This is a genomic window from Vibrio sp. 779(2023) (genome assembly GCF_033344285.1).
Taxonomy (GTDB): Bacteria; Pseudomonadota; Gammaproteobacteria; order Enterobacterales; family Vibrionaceae; genus Vibrio; species Vibrio alginolyticus.
On sequence record NZ_JAWPOM010000102.1, the window covers coordinates 472 to 1,395 of the forward strand.

Annotated in this window: 1 protein-coding gene and 1 pseudogene; both read left to right on the forward strand. The window is 46.3% G+C overall.

From position 1 onward, the window contains the following. Positions 1–670, forward strand: a 670-nt coding sequence (locus tag R8O70_RS25250; protein ID WP_318184466.1) for a glutamate-5-semialdehyde dehydrogenase, incomplete at its 5' end; no start/stop codon positions are given. Between the two features lie 127 nt (positions 671–797). Beyond that, positions 798–924: pseudogene (locus tag R8O70_RS25255) on the forward strand (transcriptional regulator NrdR); the annotation flags it as partial.

Consider the following 924-nt stretch of genomic DNA (forward strand, 5'->3'; position numbering starts at 1 on the left):
CGTTGATATGATCATCCCACGTGGTGGAGCTGGTCTGCACAAAATGTGTAAAGAGAACAGCACAATTCCAGTGATCATCGGCGGTTTTGGTATCAGTCACATTTTTGTTGATGAATCCGCAGACCTAGAGAAATCTCTAAACGTGGTTGAAAACTCGAAAGTTCAACGTCCTTCGGCATGTAACTCGCTAGACACACTGCTTGTTCACGAGAAAGTAGCGGCGAAATTCTTGCCAATGATTGTCGAGCGAATGAGTGACAAAGTGACGTTTGTAGCAGAACCAAAAGCGAAAGCGCTAATGGCTCAAGCTACGCAAATTCGCGATGCCGCAGAAGGTGATTTTGATACCGAATGGCTAAGCTACACGTTAGGTGTAAAAGTTGTCGCTGACGTGAAAGATGCGATTGATCACATGCGAGTTCACAATGCGAGTCACTCAGATGCAATCATGACCAACAGCTTGATTAACTCAGAGTTGTTCATCAATTCGGTGGGCTCGGCTGCAGTTTATGTGAATGCGGCAACGCGCTTTACTGACGGTGCTCAGTTTGGCTTGGGGGCTGAAGTGGCCGTCTCAACTCAAAAGCTACATGCACGTGGCCCGATGGGTTTGGAAGAATTAACAAGCTACAAATGGGTCGGCAAAGCGAACTACTTAGCACGCAGTTAACAGATTCGACTCGATATTGATTGAAAAAGGGGCACTAGTGCCCCTTTTTGTTTTCTCTCACATATCAATTCCGCTACACTAGTCTGGCTTTTGGGACGGCCCCAATGGCACGTTATTTGGAGGTGATATGCATTGTCCTTTTTGTTCAGAGAACGATACAAAAGTAATTGATTCCCGATTGGTTGCGGATGGTCATCAAGTCCGTCGCCGCCGCCAGTGTTTAGCCTGTAGTGAACGTTTTACTACGTTTGAAA